The sequence below is a fragment of the Pseudonocardia kujensis genome (genome assembly GCF_021283305.1).
Lineage (GTDB): Bacteria > Actinomycetota > Actinomycetes > Mycobacteriales > Pseudonocardiaceae > Pseudonocardia > Pseudonocardia kujensis.
The window spans coordinates 1-6,455 of sequence record NZ_JAJSOK010000132.1 but is presented as its reverse complement, the minus strand read 5'-3'; the positions used below and the strand labels follow the sequence as shown (position 1 = coordinate 6,455).

The 6,455-nt window shown below is 73.0% G+C and carries 5 protein-coding genes; all 5 read right to left on the bottom strand.

Features of this window, described 5'->3' with window-relative positions:
• Positions 1–97 precede the first annotated feature (97 nt).
• Complete coding sequence (gene dnaK / locus LWC35_RS38425; protein ID WP_232875519.1) at positions 98–1,969, bottom strand: molecular chaperone DnaK; 1,872 nt, start codon at positions 1,967–1,969, stop codon at positions 98–100.
• 316 nt (positions 1,970–2,285) lie between these two features.
• The gene (locus LWC35_RS38420) at positions 2,286–2,726 is read right to left on the bottom strand and encodes a hypothetical protein (protein ID WP_232875518.1); all 441 of its coding nucleotides are present in this window, start codon (positions 2,724–2,726) and stop codon (positions 2,286–2,288) included.
• 22 nt (positions 2,727–2,748) lie between these two features.
• Positions 2,749–3,759 (bottom strand): C40 family peptidase, encoded by a 1,011-nt coding sequence (locus LWC35_RS38415; RefSeq protein ID WP_232875517.1) that lies wholly within the window; start codon positions 3,757–3,759, stop codon positions 2,749–2,751.
• Positions 3,760–3,763: 4 nt separating this feature from the next.
• Entirely contained in the window at positions 3,764–4,351 is a 588-nt protein-coding gene (locus LWC35_RS38410; RefSeq protein WP_232875516.1) for a hypothetical protein, read from the bottom strand.
• Positions 4,341–6,323 carry a hypothetical protein gene (locus LWC35_RS38405; protein ID WP_232875515.1) on the bottom strand — a complete coding sequence of 661 codons (1,983 nt, stop codon included), beginning with the start codon at positions 6,321–6,323 and terminating at the stop codon, positions 4,341–4,343. The genes LWC35_RS38410 and LWC35_RS38405 overlap by 11 nt, the downstream gene beginning before the upstream one ends.
• Positions 6,324–6,455 lie beyond the last annotated feature (132 nt).

The following is a 6,455-nucleotide window of genomic DNA, read 5'->3' as shown; positions in this document are numbered from 1 at the left end:
CCCGTCAGGGGGTCGATCCGGCGCCGGTCGCGCACGACGACCGGCTCCTCCTGCTCCCCCTCCGGGCCCGGCCTGCGGTCGGATCCGTACGGGGTGCTCACTTGTCCTTCTTCTCCTCGTCGTCGACGATCTCGGCGTCCACCACGTCGTCGGCACCGGCCTGCTCGCCGGTGGCGCCGGCGCCCGGGTTCTCACCGGCCGCGCCGCCCGGGGCGCCCTCGGCGCCCGGCTGCTGGTAGAGCGCCTGCCCGAGCTTCTGGGACTCGGTGGCGAGCTTCTCCATCGAGGACTTGATCGCGTCCGTGTCGGTGCCCTTGAGGGCCTCCTGCACCTCGCCGAGGGCGGAGTTCACCGAGTCCTTGACGTCGGCCGGGACCTTGTCCTCGTTGTCCTTGACGAACTTCTCCGTCTGGTAGACGAGGGTCTCGGCCTGGTTGCGGACCTCGGCCTCCTCACGCCGCTTCTTGTCCTCCTCGGCGTGCTGCTCGGCCTCGCGCATCATCCGGTCGATCTCGTCCTTGCCCAGGGCGGACCCGCCGGTGATCGTCATGTCCTGGCTCTTGCCGGTGCCCTTGTCGACCGCGGAGACCTTCACGATGCCGTTGGCGTCGATGTCGAAGGACACCTCGATCTGCGGCACGCCGCGCGGGGCCGGCGGCAGCCCGGTCAGCTCGAACATGCCGAGCTTCTTGTTGTAGGCCGCGATCTCGCGCTCGCCCTGGTAGACCTGGATCTGCACCGACGGCTGGTTGTCGTCCGCCGTCGTGAAGATCTCGGACTTCTTGGTCGGGATCGTGGTGTTGCGCTCGATCAGCTTGGTCATCACGCCGCCCTTGGTCTCGATGCCGAGGGACAGCGGGGTGACGTCGAGCAGCAGGACGTCCTTGACCTCGCCGCGCAGGACACCGGCCTGCAGGGCGGCGCCGACGGCGACGACCTCGTCCGGGTTGACGCCCTTGTTCGGCTCCTTGCCGCCGGTGAGCTCCTTGACCAGGTCGGTCACGGCCGGCATGCGGGTCGAGCCGCCGACGAGGACCACGTGGTCGATGTCGCCGACCGAGATGCCGGCGTCCTTGATCACCTGGTTGAACGGCGCGCGGGTGCGGTCGAGCAGGTCCGAGGTGATGCGCTGGAACTCGGCGCGGGACAGCGTCTCGTCGAGGAACAGCGGGTTCTTGTCGCTGTCGACGGTGATGTAGGGCAGGTTGATCGTGGCGCTCGAGGAGCTCGAGAGCTCGATCTTCGCCTTCTCCGCGGCCTCACGGAGCCGCTGCATCGCCATCTTGTCCTTGGTCAGGTCGATGCCGTGGCTGCCCTTGAACTTGTCGACGAGCCAGGAGACGATCCGCTCGTCCCAGTCGTCGCCGCCGAGGTGGTTGTCGCCGTTGGTGGCCTTGACCTCCACGACGCCGTCGCCGATCTCGAGCAGCGAGACGTCGAAGGTGCCGCCGCCGAGGTCGAAGACGAGGATCGTCTGCTCGGTCTCGCCCTTGTCGAGCCCGTAGGCCAGCGCGGCCGCGGTGGGCTCGTTGACGATGCGCAGGACGTTGAGGCCCGCGATCTGGCCGGCCTCCTTGGTGGCCTGGCGCTGCGCGTCCTCGAAGTACGCCGGGACGGTGATCACCGCGTCGGTGATGTCCTCGCCCAGGTAGGCCTCGGCGTCCCGCTTGAGCTTCTGCAGCACGCGGGCGCTGATCTCCTGCGCGGCGTAGGTCTTCCCGTCGATCTCGGGGGTCTTCCAGTCCGAGCCGATGAACCGCTTCACCGAGCGGAACGTGCGGTCCGCGTTGGTGACGGCCTGGTTCTTGGCGGACTGGCCGACGAGGACCTCGCCGTTGCGCGCGAACGCCACGACCGAGGGCGTGGTGCGGGAGCCCTCGGAGTTGGCGATCACCGTCGGCTCCCCGCCCTCCAGGACGGAGACGACGGAGTTGGTGGTCCCGAGGTCGATACCGACCGCACGAGCCATGGTGTGTGCCTCCGTGTCGAACACTGTGTCGTACTGCTTGTCGTACTGCTGGTCGTCGTACTGCTTGTCGAACTGCAGGGTTCCGTACCGCCGTTGAGCGGATCCGGCTCAAGTTTCGCGATCGAGGCGCTCGCCGTCAACCCGGCCTTGAGCCCACTTCACTCAACTTGCTGCCCGATCCAACGGGCGACGTACCCGACTTGTTCCCACCTGACTCAACTTTGCGGCAGTGGCGGGGAGCACACGACGGACCCCGCAGTGCGGCTCGCGGGATATCGCAGTGTCTAGCCGAGGAACGAGAAAGCTGTAGAGGCCCTTACAGCGCCGGCGCGGGTCGCGGCGGCGGGACCTCGTCCCCCGGGCGCGGCAGGGTCTCCTCGACCGGCGCCAGGGCCCGGTGGTGCGCGGGGTCGGCGACCGCCTCGCCGGCGGCGTCCCGGTACTCCAGCCGGCCCTCGGGATCCAGGTCGGCGACGTACCCCGCCGCAGCCAGCTGCTCCTCGTCGAGGTCGCGCAGCAGCTCCCAGCGGCTCGGCACCACCCGGTAGTCCGGCCAGTCCAGGTGGCCGTAGGCGTCGTGCAGGTCCGCGAGCAGCCCCGCGAACACCTGCTGCCAGCGCAGCGGCATCGCCTCGGCGAGCCCGCGCGGCACCACCAGGTAGTCCGGACCCGTACCCGGGGCCGGACGGTCCAGGTAGTCGGCGAGCGGCGTGGTCGAGCGGGGGCGGGACGGACGGGCGGCGTCCGGGCGGGCCATCGTGCGTGCTCCCGGGGAGGGTTCAGGCGGTGTTGGAGGGGGTGCCCGGGCGGGTCGCGAGGGGCACGAGCTCCTTGTAGTCCCAGTTTACGGGCTGCACCCGGACGTTCTGCCCGCTGTAGGGCGCCTCCACCATCTGGTCGTTGCCCAGGTAGAGGAACACGTGGTGGATCGTCGACGGGTCCGTGCGGTCGTAGGCGTAGAACATCAGGTCGCCGGCCTGGGCCTGGCGGACCGGGAGGTGGCCGCCCGCGTCGTACTGGTCCCGGGACACCCGGGGGAGCTTGATGCCGGCCTTCTCGAACGCCCGCAGCATCAGCCCCGAACAGTCGTAGGTGTTCGGGCCGGTGGCGCCCCAGACGTACGGCTTGCCGACCTCGCCGAGGGCGAACTCGATGGCCGCGCGCGCCACCCCGGCCGGCAGCTCTGCGGACCCGTCGCCGCAGCCCGTGGGGTCGGCGACGTCGCCGAGCTGCTCGACGAGGTCCGCCGCCAGCCCCTCCCACTTCGCGTAGGCGCTGGGGAAGGCCGAGCGCTGCACGGTCTGCGCGGCCACCGTGACCGGCTGGTCCTCCCAGTCTGGGACCTGCAGCAGCCGGTCGTAGAAGATCCGCGCGCTGTAGTTCGGGTCGGTGACCTGGGCCGGCGAGCCCCAGCCCTGGGAGGGCCGCTGCTGGAACAGGCCCAGCGAGTCCCGGTCGCCGTAGTCGATGTTCCGCAGGGTCGACTCCTGCATGGCCGTGGCCAGCGCCACCAGCCATGCCCGGGGCGGGGCGTTCAGCTCCTTGCCGACGCCGATGATCGTCGCCGCGTTCTGCCGCTGCTCGTCCGTCAGCGTGTCGATCGTCGCCCCGGCCGCGCCCCCGCGCCCGACGGTCCCGATCGGCCCGATACCGGCGTCGCACCCGGTGCCGGCCCGCTGTTGGGCGGCGTTGGGCGCGAAGGCGAGGAAACCGAGCGTCAGGAAGACCAGGAGCGCCACGCCGATGGCCGCGAAGGGCAGCAGCAGCCGCAGCGGCCGGAGCAGGCGCACGGCGTCAGGCCCGGTCGTAGCCGGAGACGCGCCAACCCGCCTCGGTGTCGACGACCGTGACCTGCAGGGTCAGCGCGTCCGTCGGGACGTCGGCGACGACCGAGGCGGGGGAGACCTGCGTGGCCGTCGCCGAACCCGTCACCCGGGTCGCGGGGATGTTGGCGGGGTCGACGCCGGTGAGCGTGCCGACGTACTCGGGCGTCGTGTAGGGGATCAGCCCGTCGACCCACTGCTGGTTCGTGGTGCCCGCCGGGTGGGTGGCCCAGGCCGCGGCCCAGTTCTGCGCGACCTGCAGCGCCTCGGCCGGAGCCGCCGACAGCGGGAGCGTGGTCGGGGTCAGCGCCGCGACGGGCGGCAGGGCCGTCGGGGTCGGCGAGGCGGGCGCGCGGACGCCGGTGGTGGTCGTCGTGCCCGATCGCTGGGCCGCCGGGGCCTGCGCGGGCGGGCGGAGGGCTCCGACGGCGAGGCTGACCAGCACGGCCAGGGCCAGCACCACGAGGACGGTCACCCCGAGCCGCAGCGGGGTACGGAGGGGCCACGCCCACACCGCCCGGTAGGCGGCCGCGCGCCCGCGCGGGGACCTAATCGGCATCGCGGCCCGTCCGGGCGGGGCGGTAGATGCGGTAGACCGGGACGCCGTCGACGAGCTCGGCGTCGACCGGGCGGGCCCGGACGGCGCGGGGCGCCGCAGGGTCGGACCGGCGGTAGATCACGCGCTCGTCGACCTCGCTCGGGTCGGTGCGGACGGGGTGGCGGCCGGTCGCCGCGCGGGTGGACGACCCGCCCGCGGGCAGGGCCGGACGGCGCGCCGCCGGGACGGCCGGGTCGTTCACGCCGATGACCTCGGCGTGCCGGCGCGGCGTCCGCGCCCCCGGTCCGGCCGGTGTGACCGTGGCCTGCACGGGGGGCGGCGCGGTGAAGCGCGAGTACTCGGCCTCGGGCCGCACGGCGTCCGGGTCGTCGCCCGGGCCGGACCCCCGGCGCTCGTTCCACCAGCGGCCCTGCCGCTCCTCGGGGTCGGCGCCGCGGACCCGCTGCCAGACGCGGGACATCGGGCCGCCGCCGACCGACGGCACGATCCCGCCGAACTGGTCCCGGGTCAGCGACACCATCGACACGAGTCGCCGGAAGGGCCGCGCGACGGCCCAGAGCACCACCGTGACCACGCCCGTGACCAGCAGCGCGAGCCACAGGCCGATGCCGGCACCGGGGCGGAACAGCGACACCACCAGCAGCGCGTGCAACCCGGCGAGCGCGCCGACGATGATCGTGTTGACGATCGCGGCGCCGGCCACCCGCAACAGCGCGGGCAGGATGTCGGGCTTCAGCACGGCCACGACGGCGATCGCCGGGGCCGTCATCACCATCAGCCGCAGCAGCAGCATCGCGACCAGCACCAGCACCTTCGACAGCAGCTGGAACAGCGCGATGCACGCCGCCTGCACCACCGAGAGCACGCCGACACCGACCCGGCTGCCGGACTCGCCCTGGAAGTAGCTGTACCGGTCGCCCATCTGCCCGGCGAGGGTCGCGTAGTCGTTCTTCTTCTGCTCGGCCAGCTGCGGGGTGTCCTGCCCGTCGGCGACCTCGTTGATCGTGAAGGTCGACGCCCGCAGCAGCGGCCGGCCGAGGTCGGTGGCCTGCGGGACGTCGGGGGAGCCGAAGTTGCCGCGCAGCCAGTTCGTGTAGATCACCTGGTCGACCAGCACCGTCGGCAGGGTGTCCCGGTCGCCCAGCCCGACCTGGGAGAGGAAGCCCTCCTGCATCTGTGTGACGCCGTCGAGCAGCAGCGCGTCCGCCGCCTTCGCCCAGTTCACCGGGGCCAGGTAGGCCGCGCCGGCGAGCACCAGGGCGCCGAGCGCGAACGCCGCCCGCTGCGTCTGCCGGGCCAGGTCGCCACGCAGCGCCAGGACCAGCAGGATCACCGCGAGGACCACCAGCGCCACGCCGATCCAGAGCGTGAACACCGAGTCGTACATGGCCCGGGTGGCGGCGGTGACGACGTTGTCCAGCGGGTCGAGCAGCGCGCCGCCGTCGGCGATGAGGTAGTGCGCCCAGTTCACCCCGCCCACGGCGAACTTGGCGACGTTGAAGGTCTGGTTGCCGAGCCAGGTGTCCGTGGTCGTCGCCGGGTTGAGGACGCCGCCCGCGCAGCCGAGGTCGTAGTTGTGCCAGGTCATCCCGGCGTAGCCGACCTCGCGGTAGACCGAGCCGGGTTCGCCGCCGTCGGGCCGGGGCGGGTCGAGCGAGCCGACGAGACCGGTGCCGGGACGGTCCGGTTCGGGGCTCTGCTTGCAGTCGAAGCCCTGCGCGAGGGCGGGGCTGCCGACCAGCCCGCTGCCGGCCACCACGGCGAGGACCAGCAGGACCGCGGCACCGCGGCGCCGGCGGGGGCCAGCCCCCGTGGCGGCTTCGGCGGCGGTTCCCCTGTCGGACCCCGTGTCCGGGGCGCGGCGGCGGGCCCGGTCACGGCGCACGGCGACCACCACGGCGGCGGCCAGGACCAGGAGCACCGCCAGGAGCCCCGTCGTGCCCCCGGTCGACGCGGTCGCCGCGGGGGTCACCGCCCGCCCTCGCCGGGGGCGCCGGAGCGGGCGCGCTCGGCGGCGACGTCGCCGGGATCCTCGGGGCCCTCCGCGGGCGGACGGTCGTCGCCGACAGGCCCGCTGCCGCGTCCGGTCCCGGCGACCGGGTCC